Here is a 21397-nt window from a genome sequence, read left to right as displayed (position 1 = left end):
AAAGTTCTCCTTTTACGGATAAGGATGCATGCCCACGTTTACTTCATATGTTACCATTTTCCAATAATTCGCAATCTGCCTTAATCTCTGCTCAGAAATACTTATGTAATCTGCTCCAAACCAAAGTTGCTGGAGGCCAGGAATCACTACTTTGACCGCTTTAATGTTGTAATCTATGAACCCTTTTGGAGTAAGATCTGCAATATACACATTTCCATAGAGCTGCCCGATTTGCGTTAGCAAATGCTGCAACTTCGCAGTAAGGTTGATTTCGGCGGGGATAAACTCAGGAAAATTATCGTCAAAGTCTTGTTCCTCTATCGTATCCCCAAACAAAAAGTCGAATTCTCCCCGCATTTGTGGTAAAGCGTACAATAACGGATGATCCTGCATAACACTAACTTTACCGCTTAATACCCTCAAGGCTTGTTCTTTAATTGTGTCAAAATCTGTATAGGTAAGGAATGCATATAGCATTTCTTCAAGGGCTTTATCCAAAGCCTTCGCTGGATCTATGCTTATCCCTGTTGTCGTGTAGGTGGCAAATGAAGGTTCCACACAACCCTCTGCAAATAACCATATTGTTGGAATTCCAAGTTCGGTAGTTATATCGAAGCAGTGCAAACTATATCCAAGCTCCTGGATTCTATTGATTGCAGCTATTGTTCCTTTACTTTTTACAGAAGATAAGTCTATTCGCTTGGGCCTTCTCCTCAAATACCAGTGATTCAGAAATGCATCTCTTTCTATTACTTCAAGCACACCATAAAAAACAGATTCTATAAGGTTTGTGCCTACTGAATTTCCATTTGAATTTCCAATAATAGGTAAATTATTATTCCTGCGGTGTTTGTAATACACCAGTTCCTCCGGAATTAATACTTGATTCTGTGCTTTCCATGAGAACACCTCAATCCAGTCAACAACAGTTTTGTTTTGTCCTTCTAAACCAAACTCTTGTACATTCACAATCTTTTTCTTTTCTTCAATGAGTTTGTCGTAACTTCCACGGTAAGTAACCTGATTGCTGGGTTTACATGTACCGGAATATCTTTCAACAGCTTCTAAGATCGCTAGCTTCATGCTTTGCTCAGAATTTCCTTTAAGACTGGAAGCATTCATATATTGGCCAAAATGATGATTAAAGAAGAAAACATCACTTTTATATAACCCCTCCTTGTACTCTTGTCTGCTCATGAATATCGGCAACTCTGAACAGATCATCTCTAATAATTTGTCTGAGGGCGGGGTTTGATAATAATTATTTGCTGCTTTTACGGGAGCTATATATTGAAATTCCTCTTGCCGGATCTGATTGACATTTGCACTTGTACACCCGGGGCATCCATGTCCTTGAACAAACACCTCTTGTTTAATGCTCCATGGATCATAAGTAACGGACAAGTAACTTAAAGATTCACCCCTACTTGATTTATGCGGGGGAAAATCAATCGTCCTATTCAACAGTTCCCCCTTGATTCTCTTTATAGTTTCAAAGAGCCGGGTATTAGAATTAGAGATAAAGAAGCTTTCATAATATAAATTCAGCCTGCTTAAAAAGCTGTTTACACAATTTCCCCCTTGCGGCTTCAGTGGAAATACATACAGTTTGGAATGCCCGACAGCAACACAAACATCAACTTTGCGGTGCAACTCAATTTCTTTACCGGTAAGTGAGATGAATACAGACATCCCCGAAATCCGCAGATATAAGTCAGAAATGGAATTATTGGGACAACCTGTTTCAATCCTATCCAAGATTGCCGCAATCAGATTCATTTCCAGCTCCTCTTTCCTCTTCTCTTTTACAACAATATAGTAGCTCAATCGCCTTTTTTTAAGTCTTTGCTCCTAAAAGGTGATTTTTCCATCTTAAAAGGTAATATTAGGATTTTTTGCAGAGGCATAACAAAATCGTTGGCCGTGCAGCTGCGCATCAGATAAAACACACAAAGGGACGTCCGTCAGCCATCGGCTCGGAGGTCCCTTTGTGCTTGTAAATTATCCTTTTATACTAGAATCCACTAACGGTTCTAGGCAATGGTAAGACCGCCGCTGGCATAACCGGCCACAGTAGATGCTACATCCAGACCGGCAGTTACACCTGCTGAGAAGACCATCAGCAGACGGGTTCCGGCTGCTACCGGTATGCTGAGTCCTGAAGTTAAGCCGCTGCTGATCGTGCCAAGGGCAAGAATACCTGTCAGCGGAGGTGCCAGCGTTACCGACGCTCCGGGAACAGCGGTGAAGCTGTTATTCGGGGTCGTGGACTGGAACAGCTGCGCTGTTATGCTCACGGTTGAACCTACAAGGGTAAGAGCAGCAGTCGTACTGAAATAAGCTGCCAGTGAAGTAATCGTTCCGGCACGCGGAACCGAGAAGGCGAAGTTCAGCAGCGTTCCCGCCGCACCTGTCAAGTCAATTACTCCGCCATTTACGCTGACACCTCCAGCACTGTTGCCGAAACCAACCAGGCTGGAAGTATTCAGCAGCCCGCCAAGCACGGTTGTGAGTGCCGCAGGAAGCCCGGAAGCATAAGGAATCACCGCTCCTGACCCGGTGGCACCTGTCGCCCCCGTTACTCCGTTCGTTCCTGTTGCACCGGTCGCTCCGGTACCTCCGGTCGCTCCAGTACCTCCAGTCGCTCCAGTACCCCCGGTCGCTCCGGTACCTCCGGTCGCTCCAGTACCTCCGGTCGCTCCAGTACCCCCGGTCGCTCCAGTACCTCCAGTCGCTCCAGTACCCCCGGTCGCTCCAGTACCCCCGGTCGCTCCAGTACCCCCGGTCGCTCCAGTACCCCCGGTCGCTCCAGTTGCACCTGTCGCTCCAGTATCTCCGGTCGCACCTGCCGCTCCAGTACCTCCTGTCGCGCCTGTATCGCCCGTCGCTCCCGTTGGCCCCATAGGTCCCGTGGCCCCGGTAACACCGGTGAGATCGCTCAGCAATTCTGCAGAAACCAGACGATGTGCGGTAACCAGCTCACCCGTGCTGCTCTTACCCCACACGGATACCTGAATCGGATCATCTGCTGCAGCCGGTGTTGTGAACGTAAATTCAAAAGCATCTAAATCCGCAAAATAGGTAGTCGTGATCGCTTGATCCGGATCTACGGTAATGGCTTCGCTAACATACAGCACCCTTACTCCGCCGCTCATATAATATCCCTGAACCGATATCGTTGAAGCAGCAAAGGGACTGCGGTTATCAATTCTGACCGTAACCTGGGTGGTCGGTCTTACGCCGCTAACCATATTATTTTCTATCGGTCCCGTGGATAAAAACCCCATCGTTTCAAGCACTCCTTTACATAATATAATGTTGTGTACTCGTTATACTTCCGGGTTTAAAATCTCCTGCGAAACCACACGATGGGCATCTACCAGCTCACCGGCAGCGTTTTTGCCCCATATGGAAATTCCGAGCTCCTCCACTGCTGCTTCTCCAGTTGTAAAAATAAATTCAAAGGCATCCAGATCGGCAAAATAATCCCTGGTCACCACTTCATTCGGAGCAATAGTAATAACCTCACTTACATACAGCGTTCTTGTTCCATTAAGCAAATAGCCCTGAATACTGACTGCGGACACGCCCATGGCATCCCGCTTCACCAGCCTGACCGTAACGGTCTGCGTGGGTCTCACTCCCGATACGGCATTATTCTCAATCGGTCCTGTTGATAAAATCGGCATACCGCCCTATCCCTCCTTCCTGTCTAGCATTGTTGCCTGTGAAACTCTCTTACTAGCAACGATTGATGATTAATCGCACACTATATTCATATTCGCGCTGGCGCTTATCGGTGTGGACATGGGACTGGTCCTATTCACCAAAATCTGCAGAAATGCATATTATTTAGTTAAGGTAAGACCGCCTCTGTGCCGCTATTCTGCATGAATGCTACGTGGAAGAAGGGAGTCCTATGCCCCCTCCTGGAAAAGGAAAAAAGACCGCCGCCGGCGCCAAAAAAACACCGGACAATTCCAAAACCCAGATCCCCAAAGGGCTGGAATTTGCAGTGGCTGCCCTTCTTTTGTCCGGCAAGCTGAAGGTTGACTCTGTCCAGATGTATACGGATGCCTCACTGTTCGTCAGTCTGGTGGGCAAATATAAAACGCTCAGTGATTTAAGCAGCAGCAATGTCGACAAGCTGGTCAGCTTCCTCGATGACAACAGCAGTCTGACGCTGAATGAGATTATGGCCGCCTTGAAAAAGAAAGCCGAAAACTCCTGATCACCTACTAAGAAGTGAAAGCGGGGTACGGGATATGGACAGTTTTGACGGAGAAGGCTTTGCCGGAGGGCTACTGCTGGTTATAGTTATTGCGCTATTGATTTATGGCTCAACAGACATCAAGGATCTGACAGGCGCGCCGACTGCGGATTAGTTACCTCTTGCTTTCTTCCAGAAATTCGCTATACTGATTAAAATCAATATTCAATCGATGACCGGGAGAGTAATGTCCATGAGATCTAGTCCCCAGCGAGCCGGGAGAGTGTAAGCCGGTACAGATCCTGAGCATGAAGCGCACCCGTGAGATGGACTTCTGAACCTGAAAGTAGGAAGCCCCGGCTAAGGACCGTTAACCTGTGAGGTGGCTGAACTGCAGGTTCGGCAACGAGAGTGGTACCGCGAGCGCATAAGCCTCGTCTCTTTTAGAGACGAAGGCTTTTTTTGTCTGATTTTTTTTCACAAATGTATGGGAGGTACTTATTCATGTCAACATTAAGCCAAATCATCAAAGACAGTCTGGAGCAATGTATTCAAAAGGTAGCGGGAAATCTGGAAATCCCCGGTATCACTCCGGTAAACGTGGCTCTGGAGCAGCCTGCGAGTGCGGATCATGGAGACTTCTCCAGCAATATTGCCATGCAGCTGGCCCGTACCCTGCGCAAGGCCCCGGTGGCCATCGCCGGACTAATCGCTCATGAGCTTACCGCTTCAGGTGCTGTGAACGGGCTGCTGCAGAGAATTGAGGTTGCGCCGCCCGGGTTCATTAATATGTATATCGACTGGGCGAAATGGGCCTCCGCAGACTTCACACTGCCGCAGGCAGCCGGCGAGAAGGTGATTGTGGAACATACCAGCGTTAATCCTAATAAAAGTATGCATATCGGGCACTTGAGAAACTCCTGTATCGGGGATGCGCTGGTTAGAATTCTGCGGCACACCGGGCACACCGTCGAGGTACACAACTACGTGGACGATCTCGGTAACCAGCTTGCAGATACGGTGGCCGGCCTGCTTAACGTTCCGCTTGCGGGGGAGCATGTCCGTTTCGGGGATTACTGCTGGGACATCTATGCCGAGATTAATAAAGAATATGCGCAGCATCCGGAGACGGTGCAGAAACGGACGGAGATTCTTCATGCGCTGGAGCAAGGAGACGGAAACACCGCCTGGATCGGTACCCTGGTCGCCGAGAAGATTGTAAAAGAGCATGTGGAGGAGATGCGCGGCTTCGGCATTCATTACGATCTGCTGGTGTGGGAGAGCAGTATCGTGAAGGAAGGCTTCTGGGCTTCGGCATTCGACCTTCTGTCACAGACGGATGTGTTTGTCCGGGAGACGGAAGGCAAGCTCGCCGGCTGCTGGATACTGAAGCAATCTGCCGCTGGTGATGGTACCGCACAGGACCTGGAAGAAGAACATCAGAAGGATAAGGTACTGGTGCGTTCGAACGGAATTTTGACCTATACCGCCAAGGATATTGCTTATCACCTGTGGAAATTCGGCCTGCTGGATAAGGACTTCGCCTACAGCGAGTTTAACAGCGGGCTGTGGACGACCGGACTTACGGGTGAGGCGCGGCCTTTTGGACAGGCGGACAAGGTAGTTAACGTCATCGATTACAGGCAGGAATATCCGCAGGCGATGGTTAAGCAGGCCTTCCAGGCGCTGGGGTACACCAGTCAGGCGGAACAGCTGCATCATGTCAGCTATGGAGTGGTGTCGTTGAGTCCGGCTTCCGCTGCCGGGCTTGGCATTGATACGTCCAGCGCCAAAAGCTCCTACGCCATTTCCGGGCGCCAGGGAATCGGCATTAAGGTGACCGAGCTGGTCCGGCTCATGGAGAATACAATCGAAGCCACCCGTTCGGATAAAAACGGCCTGTCCAGCCGGCTCATCGCCACCGCTGCCATCCGCTACTACCTGCTGCGCTTCAATCTCGGTACGGAGATTGTATTTGATTTCAAGCAGGCAATGGAAGTCTCCGGCAACACCGGCGTCTATCTGATGTATGCTTATGCCCGGGCCAGCCGTGTGCTTAGCAAGGGTGAGGGCTTGGCGGCTTACGGCCACGCACGGGCGGATAGCGGCAACGGCGGTTATGATAGCGACAGCGGGAATGGCAGCAGCGGAGGCGTTGACGGCAATGCTGTTTGCAGCGGAGGCAGCAGCCTGCCACCTTTCCCGCCCCAGCTTGAGGCAGCCGAGCTAGCCTTGCTGAGACAGCTTAGCTTATGGCAGGATACGCTGTACACGGCCAGCCGGGAGCTCACACCGAATACGGTCTGCAACTATGCGCATAGTCTGGCATCCCTGTTCAGTAACTTCTACTCCGCCTGCCCGATTCTCAAGGGTGAGCCTGGCAGCATTGCCTTCCGCCTCTGGCTCACCCGGCGTTTCGCCGCCACCTTAGGCGAGGCGCTTGATGTGCTGGGCCTGCCTAAGCCCGAGCGGATGTAAGTTGACATCCGCCACGAACACAGGCCTGCCTGTCAGCAAGGATGCTGCCTGGTGACGTATATGATAGTTACTCTGATGATCGACGCAGGCTTACGGGGGTTGAGTAATATTTGGCTAGGGTGGCGTGTGGCGTGGAGTGACATGAAGTGTGGAATAGCATAAAAGTGCGGAGTGGCTAGATGCAGGGTGGGCGGGAAAGTCCCAATATGCGGCAGAGTGCGGGATGAGAGTACCATCCGCTATCCATGCGGACACAGAGGACGTTATTTAGCGGTAAAACCAGCTTTTCTAATTCTTGCGGACACAGGAGGCGTTATTTGGCTCATTTCAGCTCCGAATGAAGGTAAACGGGTTACTTAACGGCATCTGTGTCCGCATAGCCTGCGAAAAGCTGTGTTCTGCCCAAATAAGGTCTCTCATGTCCGCAAGGATACAGCCTGGTGACGTGTAGATGCTTGTTACTTGGATGATCGCTGTCGGCTTGCGGGGGTTGAGTAACTTAGCGGCTATGGCGGCGGGCTGATTGCGAAGCTGGTGCTAACGAAGCGGATGCTCAGGCGTTCCTCGGCTGACGCCCCGGCTTCTCATCCCCCGGGCGCAAAAACAGCCTTCCCGAAGGAAGGCTGTTTACTTACGTCCCGGAAGGGATACAGCCCATTTGGGCTGATTGCGAAGTGTTCCTATCGAAGCGGATGCTCCAACGTACCCTCGCTGACGCGCCGGCTTCTCATCCCCCGGGCGCAAAACAGCCTTCCCGAAGGAAGGCTGTTTACTTACGTCCCGGAAGGGATACAGCCCATTCGGGCTGATTGCGAAGTATTCCTATCGAAGCGGATGCTCCAACGTACCCTCGCTGACGCGCCGGCTTCTCATCCCCCCGGACGCAAAACAGCCTTCCCGAAGGAAGGCTGTTTACTTACGTCCCGGAAGGGATACAGCCCATTTGGGCTGATTGCGAAGTGTTCCTATCGAAGCGGATGCTCCAACGTACCCGGCTGCCGCCCAGGCTTCTCATCCCCCCGGACGCAAAACAGCCTTCCCGAAGGAAGGCTGTTTGCTTACGTCCCGGAAGGGATTCGAACCCCCGACCGTGCGCTTAGAAGGCGCATGCTCTATCCGGCTGAGCTACCGGGACATATATGAAATCAGTACTATGTAATAACGCAACGTTATTTATTATACCTGATTCACAGAAAAAATCAAGACTTAACTCTCCCGGAGGGCAAATCGGCAGCAGCTGCCAACCTCTTTTTACCGGGAACACGGCATCCGGCAAAAAAAAAAGAAGCCTCCGTACCTGCGGTACAACAAGCTTCCTGCTCTATTGTTCAGCCTATAGATTATTATCGTTTTATGCGATTCCTTGCTACGCGAGGCTGCGGCTAGCCGTATTGCCGGAAGTGCTCGCCCAGCTGTTTCTTCAGATTACCGAAGATCAGCAGCTCGCGCTGGAATTTGGAGCGTTCATCCTCCGGGCTCATTACGATGCTGCCGGTGAAGCCGGTAACCGTAACATCCTTGAAGGCATCATGCAGATTGTTGTCAAACCAGTCGGTGGCGGTATCCGCATCATTCGTCAGAATCCGGACAATTTCGTAACCTTCCTCGCGCCGGTCCTCCACAATATACACCAGCAGTGCGGAATCGCCGACTGCCCCGGGCAATACGCCAACTTCTGCACAAGGTGCACCGTCATACTCAGTCATTCTGCGGATTTTGGCGTCTTTAATGTAATACACTTGTCATCCATCCCTCCTGGCAAATTTCCCTCTCCTCTAGTGTTCGGATAAGGACATACATTTTATCCCTTCAATCGGCATATATCTGTATTACTTGGCAAAAAAGAAAGGACAGACAACAATCGCACAAAAAGAGAGGATGAACCAGCATGTGCGGAATAACCGGATTCGTCCAGTGGCGCGGTGATCTTACAGGGCACTCGCAACTGCTTGTCAGAATGACTGAAACTTTAGCAAACCGCGGACCGGATGCAGCCGGCACCTGGATTTCGGGTCCCATTGCTTTTGGACACCGCAGACTCAGCGTCATCGATCCTGAGAACGGCGCACAGCCGATGATTGCCCGCCAAGATGATAAGGTGTACGCAATTGTGTATAACGGCGAGCTATATAACGCCCCGGAGCTGAAAAAAGAGCTCAAGCAGCGCGGGCACCATTTCCTCACCGAATGCGATACCGAGGTTCTGCTGCATGCCTATATCGAATGGGGGCCGGACTGCACGGAGAAGCTTAACGGTATCTTCGCTTTTGCCGTCTGGGACAGTCTGCGTGACCAGGTATTTCTGGCCCGTGACCGTCTGGGAGTGAAGCCTTTATTCTACAGCCAGGTAGACGATGTCTTCGTATTCGGCTCCGAACCAAAGGCGCTGCTCCAGCACCCTAAGGTTCAGCCGAAGGTCGGACCGGAAGGACTGGCCGAAATCTTCATCATCGGTCCGGCCCGGACACCGGGACAGGGTGTATACAAAGATATATTCGAGCTTCGCCCGGGTCATGCCATGATTTACAGCCGCAGCGGAACCCGCATCTATGCCTACTGGCAGCTGGAGAGTGTCCAGCATACAGAAACCATAGATGAAACCGCCGCCCGTGTACGCGAATTGCTGCAGGATACGCTGGAGCGCCAGCTGGTCTCGGATGTGCCGGTCTGCTCCCTGCTCTCCGGCGGGCTTGATTCCAGCGCCTTGACGGCACTCGCCGTAGATTATTACAACCGGACCGGCCAGGGCCGGGTTGATACCTTCTCTGTCGATTACGTAGACAATGATAAGCATTTCAAGAGCCATACCTTCCAGCCCGGAGCAGACGGCCCCTGGATTCGGCGGATGATTGACGAGCTGAATACGAATCATCATTTTATTGCATTCGATACTCCGGAGCTGGTAGCAGCACTCGATAACGCCCTTTACTCCCGCGATCTGCCGGGAATGACCGATGTAGATTCATCCCTCTACCTGTTCTGCCAGGAGATTAAGAAGAAGGCCACGGTTGCGATTTCAGGAGAAGCAGCAGATGAAATCTTCGGCGGCTACCCCTGGTTTCACCGCGAAGAGATGCTCTCTTCCGGCACCTTCCCCTGGTCTGTAGCTCCTAAGATGCGTGCAAGCCTATTGTCGCCGGAAATCAATGAGTGGATACGCCCGCTGGAATATTTGGGTGACCGTTACAGCGATGCTGTAGCCGAAGTGCCGCGGCTGGACGGCGAGACCGGTAAGCAGGCGCAGATGCGCGTGATGTCCTATCTCAACATTACCCGCTTCATGCCTACGCTGCTGGACCGCAAGGACCGGATGAGTATGGGAGTGGGCCTGGAGGTCCGCGTTCCTTATTGTGACCACCGGCTGGTGCAATATGTATTTAATATCCCTTGGGAGATCAAGACGGTCGGCAATCGCGAGAAAGGTATTCTCCGCAAGGCGCTTGAGGGCGTATTGCCGGATGATGTACTCTACCGCAAAAAAAGCCCGTATCCCAAAACCCATAACCCGGCCTATCTGAACAAGGTGCGTTCGCAGGTGCTGAGCATTCTGGATGACCCCTCCTCACCGCTCCTGCCGCTGATCGATCCCGCCAAAATCCGGGAAATTGCCGCATCACCGGAGTCCTCCAGCAACCTGCCGTGGTTCGGCCAGCTGATGTCCGGCCCGCAGTTATTCGCTTATCTGGCCCAGGTGGATCTGTGGCTGCGGAAATATAATGTGTCCATCGGGTAAAGATCCGGGCTTCATCTCCGTTTCTGCGGGATTTAACCGTAACAGCAATCAGGCAGCCCAGGCTCCGGGGATAACCCCGGGAGTCTGGGCTGCTGTTCAATTCAGTTCCTTTTCATAGATCGCCAGCAGCCTCCGGCCAACCTCCTTGAGGTCATTATCCAGTACCTCCTGATAACCCCGCTCCGTCAGATCCGGAAGTCTCCGCTCCAGCATGGCGGCAATCTTCTCCCGGAACTCGCTGATTGTCCTCCCCTTATACACGGTCTCGCCCTCTTTCAGCCATTCAGCATAGATGGGGATATCGCGCAGAAGGACCGGAACCTGACTGGCCAGCGCTTCCAGGAGGACAATCCCCTCCGTCTCCTCATGGCTCAGGAAGAGGAACAGGTCACTGCCGGAGTAAGCATCACGCAGCTCCTGCCGGTCCACATATCCTGGGAAGTGAAGATTAGGCAGCTTCCGGGAGATCGCCTGCTTCACCTCCCGGGGAATGAGGTTCGGGTTGGTATAACCGAACCAGTAGAACTGGTATTCTGGCAGCAGTCCGGCAAGCGTAACGAAATCGGTGATGCCTTTGCGCTGAATGTAATGCCCGACTGAGATTACTGCTTTGTCACCCGGCTGCAGCCCGTATTTGCTGCGGAATCTTTGCCTTGCCGACTCCTCCGGCCTGAAGAATTCCGTATCTATGCCGTTGGACAGGCTATAGACGGGCCGCTTCAGGTTGTAGCCTTCCAGCAGTTTTTTCGAATAGCCGGTAGGTGTAATGATGATATCCCCGCTATTGTAGCAGTACGTAATCCAGCGCTTGAACAGCGGCGCCACCACATTGGACCCGCGGAAGGAGTTACGGAAATCCTCCATGGTAGAGTGCGCATAATAGACAACCTTTTTCCCTTGCCGCTTCGCCCGCCAGCATATCAGCAGGGAATCGGGAAAAATCGTATTCAGATGGACAGCATCATAGCTCTCCCTGGCATCCATTGTGCTCGGCATGTTCATCAGCGCAAGCGTTTCTTGCTGCTGGCGCATAGCTTGTCCGATCCCGCTTTTGGCTACAATCCTCATCAGGCCTGAATAGATTAGAATTCTCATGTCCGTATCCCTCATCGCTGCAGCAGCGCCACAATGTTCTGGAATACCAGACTCAGCCCGAAGCTGTACAGCGCAATAGCCATTGGTTTCCCGAACAGGATCACTGCCGTGAATTTTTGCAGAGTCATCTTGGTGGTTCCTGCCAGATAACACAAGAAATCATCCGGTGCCACGGGCAGGAAGATGGCTATGGTGAACATTTTGTCGAAGTTATTATTGGTCTCCGTCCAGGCCACATATTTCCGGTATAGCTTCGGGGGAAACATGCTCCTGACAATCGGTGTACCGTATCTCTTGGCTATGAGAAAAGCGCAGATTGACCCCAGGCAGATACCGATATAGTTATAAGCGAAGCCCAGCAGGGGGCCGAAGATCAGCACACCGGCAAGACAGCCGATGCCGCCGGGAAGAATGGGCACGATCACTTGCACCGCCTGGAACACTATAAACAGGATCGGTGCCCAGGGGCCAAACCGGGCAAGAAACTGCTGCAGTGCAGATTCCGAATAAAAGATCCGTGTCTGCAAACCGTAAGCAATAAAAATCAGACAACCCAGCAGACCAAGCACCGTCAGCAGATTCATCTTGCTGCGCAAATTTCCTTTTGTCATGTATGCACCTCGGCAGACTGGATTTATCGAACCGGCGACATTACATAATGCCCCTCCGGCATTCCCTGCATTTCTGCGATTGTCTTGATGTAGGTTTCCTCAATCCGGGCCGCAAAAGCGGCAGAGGAATAATTGCTGACAGCATGAGCCCTGGCCCCCGCCGACAGCTCCCGGTAATCTTCTCCGTTCTGGATAATTGCCGTGAACTGGGCATGAAACTGTTCAAAGGACGTATACTGCCAGCCGTTCACCCCATCAATGATCACCTGATCAAGACACGGGTCCTTCCTGCATAGTGCCGGCAGCCCGCTCGCCAAAGCCTCTACGTAAGTCAGCCCTTGGGTCTCGCTTTGTGAGGCACTTACAAAAATATCGCCCATGCGGTAGTATTCCGCCACTTCCTTCGGCGGGACCATTCCCGCAAACACTATCTTATGCGCCACCTTCAGCGTCCGGGCCAGCTGCTCCAGGCTTGCGCGGTTCGGTCCATCTCCCACAATCAGCAGCGTGACGGCTGTATTATTCATTTTGGCCAAAAACTCAATAATTTCTTCCAGATTCTTCTCCTGCGCCAGCCTGCCGACAAACAGCAGCACCGTATCAGTCTCTGGAATATTAAGCTTTTGCTTGGCTGAGGCCCGCTCCGCCTGCTGCACAGGCAAGCCGAACCGGCAGAGGTCTATGCCTGTAGGCACCACTTTGATGTCCTGGGTAACCCCATAACCGCTGAGCAGGTCGGCAACCTTCCCGGTCGGGGCAATGACTCCCTGGGTTTTGTTCAGGATGTTTCTGGAGAATGCCGCAACCAGCGATCTGCCCCATTTCTCATTCAGGAGGAAATAATGCGTATAATCCGCGTACACGGTGTGGTAGGTATGGATGATGGGGATGCCGAGTTTTTTGCCGATACGCCGTGCCATAAAAAAAGTACTGAATTCACACTGGGAGTGAATAATATCCGGCTTCCACTCCAGCAGCTCATCGATATACTTGCTTGCCAGAGCGGTTCTGATCCGCGCTCCCGGATAGATGACTCCGGCGCCGAGCGAGCCGATGTAAGTAACTCCGTCCTTGTAAAAGGATACTCCGTTCCCGGACAGGGTCAGCACACGCACCTCATGCCCCAGCTGCAGCAGCTCTCTGCGCAGATTCACTACGGAGGTTACAACTCCATTTACAACAGGCTCATACCAATCAGTCGTTATAAGGATTCTCATACGTAACACTCCTCTGCTTTCATTGCAAGCTGAAGCAAGCCCGGCAATAAACCTTCCTTTTTTTGGTTATTTACATTGTACTACACTATTATTAAAACCCTCTTAACAATTTATAAACGGAATATTAACATATCTGCCTGCCCGCAGCCGTAAACTCCGGAATATTGAGCGAAACGTTAATGCTGAAGCTGAATTCCAGGCTTTCCTCCTGAAATTTTATGGTGTAAGTGACGATATAGGGAGTTTCAATATAATATAGCGTAAGCTTAAGCGTATCGCCGGCCGGTATAGCGGCACAGGTGATGATCTGCTGGCGGTGCAGCGCAAGATCCTTATAGAATACGCCTTCTGCTGCGCTCGGCTTCGTATAGTCAAAGGGCAGGGTCTGATCCCGCTCATCCCCGTATACCATATGAAGCTCCAAGAGCGTTTGATTCGGGGAAAAAGCAATGCTCTGCAGCCCGTGCGGATTCCCGCTGATCCGGTAACGGCTGCTGCGGGCAGCCGCAGGCCACTTCTCCGGCAAGGACAGCTGCGCCGCCGGCAAGCCGGAAGCCCCCCATTCCGTTAATTGCTTCAGCAGACTGGCATGATGCCCGGGTTCCTCAGGCAGACTGTCCGTGTCAAGCGCATCCATAATATATTCAAAAATCAGATCCAGCAGGCTCTGCAAGCGGCTCATGCTCTTGAAGCCGGCAGTGACGGCTATGACCATATGCTGCTCCGGCGCAACCAGGCAGAGCTGGCCAAAAGAGCCGTCGCCCCGGTAACAGCCTCTCCGGCAGAGATGGAACTGGTAGCCATAGCCCTGCGCGGAATCGATCCGCCCCTGCACCCCGGCCCGGTTATCACTCTGCTCCTGTACCGCCTTTGCAAGGTACTCCGCGGATACGATCCTCTGCCCGTTATACATACCTTGCTGCAGCAGCATCTGTCCGAACTTGGCTATACTTTCTGTAGACAGGCTGAGGCCCATCCCGCCGGCCGTAATACCCTGCGGGCAACTCTCCCACGATGGCTCCGGAATGCCGAGCGGCCCGAACAGGCGCGGCATCAGGTACCGGACTAACGGCTCGCCGCTCACCCGCTCGATGATGGCCGCAACCATATAAGTCGACGGGGTGCTGTACCGGTAGCGGCTGCCTGGTTCATGTTCTACCTTTTGGGCGAGAAAAGCGCTGACCCAGTCCTGCTCCCGGACCACTGCCGGATAAATATCCTCTTCATGGCCGGCATTCATCGAGAGCAGATGGTGTACCGTCATACGGGCCAGGTGCGGCGATACCGCCTCCGGCAGCTTGTCCGGAAAGAAGGAGATTACCGGATCATCCAGCTTCAGCAGCCCCTCGTCCCAGGCGATTCCTGCCGCTATGGAGGTGAAGCTTTTGCTAAGCGAATAGAGCAGCTGCGGCGTGCCCGGGCGGTACGGCTTCCGGATAAACTCTGCAGTGACCTGCCCCTGCTGCAGCAGCATGAAGCTGTTCACCTCGAGCCCCTGCTCCCTGACCGCTGTAAAGAAGCGGCTCAATGCCTGTGAAGATAACCCGTGCTTCTCCGGGACCTCTCTAATCAGTTTCAAGGGGACACACCCTCCCATTTCATTCCATTTGCCTTAATCATAAAAGCTGCGGCAGCGGATGTCGATGAGCTTTGCTGCCTAATTAACGGGGCTTTGCGGCAAAGCAAAAAGCAGGCCCACGAAGGGAGCCTGCTTTTTGTATACGCCTCCACCTATAGATTGAACTGAGAATATAGACATATAGGATGAAAGTTTCATTCTCAAAAGTTGAAATTATCCGGGTCCGGGCCGAAGCGGCGGTTCTGATTAAGGTCCTCGATCGCCTGAACATCCTCATCGCTCAGCGTGAAATCAAAGAAGCCGGCATTCTCAATGATCCGCTCAGTATGCACAGATTTCGGAATCGTAATTACACCCTGCTGCAGATCCCAGCGGAGCACAATTTGCGCTACGGTCTTGCCGTACCGCTCAGCCAGCTCCTTCAGCAGCGGCACATCCAGGTTGCCCTGCATCAGCGGGCTCCAGGCTTCGAGCTGAATATCATGCTCCCGCGCATACTTCAGCAGTTCGCGCTGAGTCAGCAGCGGATGGAATTCCACCTGATCCACCACCGGCACCACTCCGCTATCCTCAATAATGTCCTGCAGGTGATGGATCTGGAAGTTGCTGACGCCAATGGACTTGACCAGCCCTTCCTTTTGCAGATGGATCAGCGCTTTCCAGGTCTCTTTATACTTCCCGGCAACCGGCCAGTGAACGAGATACAGGTCAATCTGTTCCAGCCCCAGCTTCTTCCGGCTGACTTCAAACGCCTTCAGCGTGGATTCGTAGCCTTGATCCGGATTGCGTACCTTGGTAGTAATAAACAGTTCTTCCCGGGGCACTCCGCATTCACGGATTGCTTGTCCGACCCCTTCTTCGTTGTTGTAGCCGGCGGCTGTATCAATACTGCGGTAACCGGTCTCCACGGCAGATTTCACGGCATGAATGACCTCTTCACCGTCCTTGGTCTGCCAGACGCCAAGGCCCAGCCACGGCATGGTCACTCCGTCATTCAAGGTAGGCCCGCCTGTAAATGGTGCGTTTAATTGACTCATAATTTTACCCTCCAAGCCTAATTTGAGTTCATCAAGCATCCTTAACCTTAAATCCGGCTGCGTAATCACCCGAAATCAGAATCAGCTTAGTTCTTCTCAATCAGCTTGAAATCATCGAAGTGGAACTCCGGGGACACGATACAGGAGACCAGCACCGGCTCTTCACCAAGCGGGCGGGCAGCCTGCCAGACACCGGCCGGGATGACCACCTGCGGCTGCTGGCCGGCGGCGATATCGGAACCGAGAATCACTTCCGTGACATTCTCCGGCTGCGCACCGCTGCCGCCCAGGCTCAGCACAACCGGGCTGCCGGTATGATGCAGCCAGATTTCAGCGGACAGCACCGTATGCCATTCCGAAGCTTCATCTGCATGCAGCAGGAAATAAATCGAGGAAGCCGAGGCACGCGGCCCCGAATACCTTTCCCCCAGCGCCTCCCGGGAAATCTCAAAGGATGAATTCCAGATTCTCTTGTACCATCCGCCTTCCACGTGAGGCAGCAGCCCCAGCGATTCTACGAGCGGGGAAATTTCTTTTTGCGTCATATTATCTTCTCCTTAGAGTTTTGTGAAGCAAAACTGGCTTCGTAAGCATACGCTGAGTTTTGTGCAGCAAAACTGGCTTCATAAGTATAGGCTCAGGTTAGCGTAACACGCTACCTGAGCCTATACTTAGTTTTGCTATTAACTTTAACGGAATGTGCCGCAATTGTAAAATAGTCCGGTGCTTATTTGCCGTCCTTGCTCGCTTTGAACACTTCAGCAATCGCTCCCAGGCTTCCCAGTGTTTCAACAGCACTGGTCGGCAGGAACACTTTGTTTGCCGGTCCCTTGGAGATATTGGTCAATGCTTCGAAGGACTGATAAGCCAGTACTCTTTCATCCAGACCCGCACTTGCAATCAAGGCAATCCGCTGCTTCTCAGCTTCTGCGACTGCTTCAATCGCTTTGGCTTCACCAAGCGCTTCCAGCTCCTGCGCCTGGCGGAGACCTTCCGCCTGACGGATACGTGCTTCCTTATCCCCTTCAGCCTTCAGGATCTTACTCTGCTTATCCCCTTCAGCACGGAGGATCATATCCTGCTTGGCAGCTTCCGCTTCGAGGACGATCGCACGCTTGCTGCGTTCCGCTTTCATCTGTTTGTCCATGGCTTCCTGGATATCGAGCGGCGGCTTGATGTCGATGACCTCAACGCGCTCAATCCGCACGCCCCACTTCTCAGTCGCTTCATCCAGCGCGAGACGGATATCGGAGGAGATTTTTTCCCGGCCGGACAAGGTCTCATCCAGTTCCAGCTTACCGATAATCTGCCGCATGGTGGCGGTGGAGATATTGCGTACCCCATACACATAATCGGAAATGCCGTAAGTCGCTTCTTCCGGTCCTACTACCTGATAGAAGATAATCGTGTCGATCTGCACCTGCACGTTATCCTTCGTAATTACTGTCTGTGGAGGCACATTGGCCTGTTGAATCCGCAGGTCATGATAGACCCGCACCTGATCGATGACCGGAATCAGAATGTTCAGGCCCGGTGTCAGCAGGCGGTTGAATTTACCAAGGCGTTCCACCACGCCAACTCTTTGCTGCGGGACAATCTTGATCGTAAGTGCGATGAATACTACGACTACAGCAACAATAATTCCGATAATAGCTAATTCCATTAATACGTTTCCCCCCATCGTTCTACTTCAATGATTGTGGTGCCCCTACGGATTACCCTAACCTGCTGATCCTTGCCCAGCGCCTGCAGCGAGGTTGCGCTCCAGGTATCACCGCCTACCTTAACCTGCCCGTAACGGCCAGGCTCAATCGGTTCCACCACCAGCCCCTGTCTGCCGACAATATCCGTCCCCGTATCCTTGAAACCCCGGGAATTACGGAATTTCGCTACCAGCGGTTTGGATAATACCGTCAGCGCCAAAGCCACCAGTGAACCCACTACAACCTGCAGCAACAATACATCAGGCAGCAACAGTGCAACTACACCGGCCGCCAAAGCACCGATACTGAGCCATAACAAATAAAATGTATTCGTAAACATTTCCACCACGAACAAAACGCCAGCGGCAATCAGCCAAAGTGCCCAAATTTCCATCGGTGAACCCACCACCTTCCGCTATATACTACTATAACGTAATAAACGGTATCACGTTTCATAAAATATTTGCGGCAAAGCAAGCGGCCTGCCCCTTTATTATATTTCAGCTTGCGGAAGCTTATGAATATCGAAGCTCCCTAATTTATATTTAACAAATCGTTGTCAGAATTCCCCCACTTCTAAAGTGGCGAGATGAATGATAACGGTTTGTCTTTGCTTTTCAGAAGATCTTTGGTAAAATCGAAACAAGAACATATATTCCTGTTTTGATTCATAGAAGTTGAGGTGACGCTTCGTGCTCAAAGCTTTCAAATTTCGGTTATATCCAAGTGCTCCGCAGGCTGATTTCTTGGTGAGAAGCTTCGGCTGTGTGCGTAAAGTCTACAACCTCATGCTGAATGATCGCATCGAAGCCTACAAAAAACACCAGGAAACCGGTGAACCCATCAAGCTTCCTACACCCGCCCAATACAAAAAAGAATATCCTTTTCTTAAAGAAGTCGACAGCTTGGCCCTATGCAATGCCCAGCTTCATCTGAAGGCCGCCTATAACCACTTTTTCAGACATCCTTCCTCCGGTTTTCCAAAGTGGAAATCCCGTAAACATCCGGTCCAGTCCTACACCACAAACAATCAGAATGGAACCATCGCGATTGTGGCAGGACGTTATTTGAAACTGCCCAAGATGGAACCTGTGCGGATCAAGCTGCATCGGCAGCTTCAGGGCCAGATCAAATCGGCCACCATCTCCCGTACGGCTACCGGTAAGTATTTTGTGTCCATTCTGTGCGAAACGAAGGTGGAAGCGAAGGCATTAACCGGCTCGGTCATCGGGATGGATCTCGGGGTCACTTCGTTTGCCGCCTTCTCCGATGGAACGAAAGTCCAAAATCCGAAGCATCTGATGAAAACTGCAGACCGGCTCTCCAAGGCCCAGCGTAAATTGTCGCGCCGAGCGCTGCAGGCCCAGAAGGAGGGGCGCCTCCTCGCAGGTAGCCGTAATTACCAGAAGCAGCGCATCCTGGTGGCTAAGCTGCATGAAAAAATAGCCAATCAGCGGAACGACTTTCAGAACAAACTCAGTACGGAACTCGTCAACAACCACGACGTGATCTGTGTGGAGACCCTGAATGTCACGGGGCTGGTTCGAAACCACAGGATTGCCCGTAGTCTTCATGATGTCGCGTGGTCCGCCTTTCTGTCCAAACTGACCTACAAAGCAGAGTGGTATGGGAAACAAGTGATCCGGGTGGGACGCTGGTTCCCTTCCAGCCAGCTCTGCTCGACCTGTGGGCACCGGGAAGGAAAAAAAGAACTCCACATCCGGGAATGGAGCTGTCCAAGCTGCGGAACCACGCATGACCGGGACGTAAATGCAAGCAGGAACATCCGGACAGAAGGGCTGCGTCTGCTCAATGGAACCGCCTAAATCTAACGCTGAAGGGAACCGCAGGGACTGCGGGGATCGCTTGGTGTATAAGCCTAACCGCTGCTTCGGAAGGTAGTCTCCAGAGCAAGTATGGGCTGTTCCCAAGAAGCTCACACCTCTATAGGTGGGAGTAGTTCACACATTAACACATTCCGGCGAAGCAGGTTCGGATGCAGCAGTAAACTAAAGAACCCTCCTAAACGGAGGGCCCTTTAATAATATCTATCATGCTCTTCCCTGTTGCAGCAATGGCCTCTTCTGCCGGACGCGGAGTCCAGCCAAGCAATTGCCTGGCCTTTTGATTACTCGTTGACATATCCTGTCCCAGGAGTGAGGCAACCATTCTTAGCTTGGGATTAACAACCGCTATGGCACGAACAATAAAATTGGGAAATTCGGCTTTGGGTACATTTTTCGCGTCTTCCCCTAAATGTTTCCTTAGAATAGCGGCAATATCTAACATGGAAAGATTCTCCGCACTCGATGCTATAAACCGCTCTCCGTTTGCTTCAGGCCGCAGCATAGCTAAAATATGCAAATCCGCCACATCCCGGACATCGACATAATCAGAGTAGATTTTCGGGACATACTTTTGATTGCTCTCCAGCATCTGGCGGACACTGCCGTTAGAATGGGAATAATCATTACCGAGGATTGGTCCCATTACACCGACAGGATTTACGGTTGCCAGCTCTAACCTGTTTCCTTCCCGGCGGATGAACTCCCAGGCAGCTTTCTCGGCGATGGTTTTAGATTTCTGATAAGGATGAATGTCAGCGTCAGTATTGGACCAGTCTTTCTCCGTATAGGGCCCCTTATGATGCTTATGCCCCACACCAATCGCTCCGAAGGCGGAGGTTAGCACAACACGTTTGACCCCTGCATCACGAGCCGCCCTTAACACCCGCAGAACGCCTTCACGTGCGGGCCTGATCATTTCATCCTCATGTTTATATACTTTATTGGGTGTTGGAGAGGCGACATGAATTACATAATCCGCTCCTTCAGCAGCTGCCTCCCAGTTAGTATCAGAGGATAAGTCAGCTTCAATAAAAGACAAGCCTTCGAGCTGATGAACCCCGCCAGAACGTAACATGCCCTTTACTTCATCCTGTCTGCTCATTGTACGCAGCGTTGTCCGCACCAGATAGCCTTGCTCAAGCAGCTTCAATATGATATGAACAGCGATAAATCCTGAACCTCCGGTCACAAGCACTAGAGGATTATTATTATCCGGCATAATGAAAACTCCTTCCCGTTGACGTTACATGTGTAACGGATGTACATTATATTAAAACCTGGCCTGACCCAAAACAAGGGGCTGACAAACATCTGTGACACAATGGAGGAACTGTTATGGCAGCAACTGAACATGCCCAAAGCATAAAAAAAGATACAAGAGAATGGATTTCTTTGGCCCTGCTGGAGCTGCTGCAGACAAAGCAATTATCCAAATTAACCATTTCAGAGGTCGTCAAAAAAGCAGGCGTCAGCCGGATGGCCTTCTACAGAAATTACGAAAGCCTCGAACAGGTATTGAAGGAATATTACGAACCCAAATTTGCAGATATATTTAATAAAATTGCCCATCAGCAGAGCCACGAACAGAAGGTGGCTGATTTGACGAATTTTTTCCTTGCCTTATCGGGTGATTTTCATCTGGCCTTTGAAAGTGAATATAAAGAGCTGTTCTATCAGATTTTCAAGTCGCATATTACGCAATTTTATGATGAGCTCATTCCTTTCCCGGACTGGACGGGCCCGAAACGCAGCTATTGGATTGACTTTATGAGTGCGGGGGTCTTTGAAATTTGGGTGATGTGGATCAAAAATGGACAGAAGGAAAGCCTGGAAGAGATCTCGGCGCTCATCCGGTTTTTTCATAAATAAATTTCAGTCCAAAGGACA

The 21397-nt window shown here is 51.6% G+C and carries 18 protein-coding genes, 1 tRNA gene and 1 other annotated feature; of the genes, 5 read left to right on the top strand and 14 right to left on the bottom strand.

Annotated features, from left to right (window positions below; translation table 11 throughout):
* Positions 1 to 12: 12 nt before the first annotated feature.
* The 3 genes from LOS79_RS31835 to LOS79_RS31825 form a co-directional block, all read right to left on the bottom strand.
* Complete coding sequence (locus tag LOS79_RS31835) at positions 13 to 1827, bottom strand: YcaO-like family protein (protein WP_315415030.1); 1815 nt, start codon at positions 1825 to 1827, stop codon at positions 13 to 15.
* Between the two features lie 206 nt (positions 1828 to 2033).
* Positions 2034 to 3287 (bottom strand): exosporium glycoprotein BclB-related protein, encoded by a 1254-nt coding sequence (locus LOS79_RS31830; RefSeq protein WP_315415029.1) that lies wholly within the window; start codon positions 3285 to 3287, stop codon positions 2034 to 2036.
* A 42-nt stretch (positions 3288 to 3329) separates the two neighbouring features.
* Positions 3330 to 3689 carry a hypothetical protein gene (locus LOS79_RS31825; RefSeq protein ID WP_315415028.1) on the bottom strand — a complete coding sequence of 120 codons (360 nt, stop codon included), beginning with the start codon at positions 3687 to 3689 and terminating at the stop codon, positions 3330 to 3332.
* Positions 3690 to 3919: 230 nt separating this feature from the next.
* Between LOS79_RS31825 and LOS79_RS31820 the strand changes: the two genes are divergently transcribed.
* Positions 3920 to 4231 (top strand): hypothetical protein, encoded by a 312-nt coding sequence (locus LOS79_RS31820; RefSeq protein WP_315415027.1) that lies wholly within the window; start codon positions 3920 to 3922, stop codon positions 4229 to 4231.
* Between the two features lie 202 nt (positions 4232 to 4433).
* Positions 4434 to 4655 (top strand) — a binding site (T-box leader).
* 59 nt (positions 4656 to 4714) lie between these two features.
* The gene (locus tag LOS79_RS31815) at positions 4715 to 6688 is read left to right on the top strand and encodes an arginine--tRNA ligase (protein WP_315415026.1); all 1974 of its coding nucleotides are present in this window, start codon (positions 4715 to 4717) and stop codon (positions 6686 to 6688) included.
* Positions 6689 to 7749: 1061 nt separating this feature from the next.
* On the opposite strand, the gene LOS79_RS31810 is transcribed toward LOS79_RS31815, so the two are convergent.
* Positions 7750 to 7823, bottom strand: a tRNA-Arg gene (locus LOS79_RS31810).
* Between the two features lie 247 nt (positions 7824 to 8070).
* Positions 8071 to 8427, bottom strand: coding sequence for a hypothetical protein (locus LOS79_RS31805; protein WP_315415024.1), 357 nt, complete (start codon positions 8425 to 8427; stop codon positions 8071 to 8073).
* Positions 8428 to 8576: 149 nt separating this feature from the next.
* Between LOS79_RS31805 and asnB the strand changes: the two genes are divergently transcribed.
* Positions 8577 to 10421, top strand: a complete 1845-nt coding sequence (gene asnB / locus LOS79_RS31800; RefSeq protein WP_315415023.1) for an asparagine synthase (glutamine-hydrolyzing) — start codon at positions 8577 to 8579, stop codon at positions 10419 to 10421.
* Positions 10422 to 10517: 96 nt separating this feature from the next.
* Here the strand turns inward: asnB and LOS79_RS31795 are convergent, their stop codons facing one another.
* The 8 genes from LOS79_RS31795 to LOS79_RS31760 form a co-directional block, all read right to left on the bottom strand.
* Complete coding sequence (locus LOS79_RS31795) at positions 10518 to 11516, bottom strand: LTA glycolipid anchor biosynthesis glycosyltransferase, IagA/BgsA family (RefSeq protein WP_315415021.1); 999 nt, start codon at positions 11514 to 11516, stop codon at positions 10518 to 10520.
* A gap of 11 nt (positions 11517 to 11527) precedes the next feature.
* On the bottom strand, positions 11528 to 12127 hold the full coding sequence (locus LOS79_RS31790) for a TVP38/TMEM64 family protein (RefSeq protein WP_315415020.1): 600 nt from the start codon (positions 12125 to 12127) through the stop codon (positions 11528 to 11530).
* A gap of 23 nt (positions 12128 to 12150) precedes the next feature.
* Positions 12151 to 13344 (bottom strand): glycosyltransferase family 4 protein, encoded by a 1194-nt coding sequence (locus LOS79_RS31785; protein ID WP_315415019.1) that lies wholly within the window; start codon positions 13342 to 13344, stop codon positions 12151 to 12153.
* 124 nt (positions 13345 to 13468) lie between these two features.
* Positions 13469 to 14923, bottom strand: coding sequence for a serine hydrolase domain-containing protein (locus LOS79_RS31780; RefSeq protein ID WP_315415018.1), 1455 nt, complete (start codon positions 14921 to 14923; stop codon positions 13469 to 13471).
* 200 nt (positions 14924 to 15123) lie between these two features.
* On the bottom strand, positions 15124 to 15960 hold the full coding sequence (locus tag LOS79_RS31775; RefSeq protein WP_315415017.1) for an aldo/keto reductase: 837 nt from the start codon (positions 15958 to 15960) through the stop codon (positions 15124 to 15126).
* An 86-nt stretch (positions 15961 to 16046) separates the two neighbouring features.
* Positions 16047 to 16505, bottom strand: coding sequence for a cupin domain-containing protein (locus tag LOS79_RS31770; protein WP_315415016.1), 459 nt, complete (start codon positions 16503 to 16505; stop codon positions 16047 to 16049).
* Positions 16506 to 16687: 182 nt separating this feature from the next.
* Positions 16688 to 17623, bottom strand: coding sequence for an SPFH domain-containing protein (locus LOS79_RS31765; protein WP_315415015.1), 936 nt, complete (start codon positions 17621 to 17623; stop codon positions 16688 to 16690).
* On the bottom strand, positions 17623 to 18057 hold the full coding sequence (locus tag LOS79_RS31760) for an NfeD family protein (protein WP_315415013.1): 435 nt from the start codon (positions 18055 to 18057) through the stop codon (positions 17623 to 17625). Before LOS79_RS31760 ends, LOS79_RS31765 begins: the two co-directional genes overlap by 1 nt.
* Positions 18058 to 18355: 298 nt before the next feature.
* Here LOS79_RS31760 and tnpB point away from each other — a divergent pair, with 298 nt between their 5' ends.
* Positions 18356 to 19489: an IS200/IS605 family element RNA-guided endonuclease TnpB gene (gene tnpB, locus LOS79_RS31755; RefSeq protein WP_315415011.1), complete on the top strand. Its 1134-nt coding sequence runs from the start codon at positions 18356 to 18358 to the stop codon at positions 19487 to 19489.
* A 196-nt stretch (positions 19490 to 19685) separates the two neighbouring features.
* Here tnpB and LOS79_RS31750 read toward each other — a convergent pair whose 3' ends face one another.
* Positions 19686 to 20729: an SDR family oxidoreductase gene (locus LOS79_RS31750; protein WP_315415010.1), complete on the bottom strand. Its 1044-nt coding sequence runs from the start codon at positions 20727 to 20729 to the stop codon at positions 19686 to 19688.
* A 116-nt stretch (positions 20730 to 20845) separates the two neighbouring features.
* Between LOS79_RS31750 and LOS79_RS31745 the strand changes: the two genes are divergently transcribed.
* Positions 20846 to 21379: a TetR/AcrR family transcriptional regulator gene (locus LOS79_RS31745; RefSeq protein ID WP_315415009.1), complete on the top strand. Its 534-nt coding sequence runs from the start codon at positions 20846 to 20848 to the stop codon at positions 21377 to 21379.
* Positions 21380 to 21397 lie beyond the last annotated feature (18 nt).

Source organism: Paenibacillus sp. MMS20-IR301, assembly GCF_032302195.1.
In the GTDB taxonomy this organism is placed as follows: Bacteria; Bacillota; Bacilli; order Paenibacillales; family Paenibacillaceae; genus Paenibacillus_AQ.
Note: the sequence above shows the minus strand (reverse complement) of the source record. Positions and strands in the feature narration are given on the sequence as shown.